The organism is Wolbachia endosymbiont of Drosophila incompta (genome assembly GCF_001758565.1).
Lineage (GTDB): Bacteria > Pseudomonadota > Alphaproteobacteria > Rickettsiales > Anaplasmataceae > Wolbachia > Wolbachia pipientis.
This window is the reverse complement of sequence record NZ_CP011148.1, coordinates 1253174-1253879: the sequence shown is the minus strand read 5'-3', so window position 1 is coordinate 1253879 and position 706 is coordinate 1253174. Positions and strand designations below refer to the sequence as shown.

Sequence of the window (706 nt, the reverse complement as noted above, 5' to 3'; positions counted from 1 at the left end):
TTTTAATATATAGATAAATGTGTACTAAAAGTTTTATATTGTAGGTTTTTAAATAAATTGTATGTCTAGAATATCGTTTTTATTAATTTTAATAATAGCAATAGCAAGCTTGCCGATAATAAACAATTGGCTTTCAAATCGCAGCCAAATGCTAAACGATGATTATATAGGTGAGAAATTAGATAATTATATAAGCAGAAATTTTGATAAGATCGTAAAAACTCTCAAAGAGGAGTCGATTAAAAGTAGTTACGCTGCTCGAGATAATGTAACCAAAAGTAAAATTTCACAATACAAGGATCAAATATTTGACCTTACTTATCCTTACTCCGGAAATGAAAATAGTAGTGTTATAGCTGTAGGCTTCCTTGACTATTCTTGTGGACATTGCAAAGCTATAAAGAATGATATAAAGCAGTTAATTAACGACGGCAAAATTAAGTATATCTTTAGGGATGCTCCAATACTTGGTAACGCTTCTTTAAAGGCAGCAAAAAGTGCTTTAGCTGTCTATTTTCTCGATAAAGAAAAATATTTCGATTTTCACCATGCTGCTTTAAGTCACAAAGGAGAATTTTCAGACGAAAGCATATTGGATATAGTGAAAAACATAGGGATTGATGAGGACGATTTTAATGATTCCATAAAAGATAACGCGGACAAAATTGAGCAAATGATAAACAACAGTAGGCTTCTAGTAAGAGAT

General features: G+C 30.7%; 1 protein-coding gene. It reads left to right on the top strand.

Features of this window, described 5'->3' with window-relative positions:
* Positions 1 to 61 precede the first annotated feature (61 nt).
* A partial coding sequence (locus tag WG67_RS05700) for a DsbA family protein (protein ID WP_458694941.1) occupies positions 62 to 706 on the top strand: 645 nt, incomplete at its 3' end.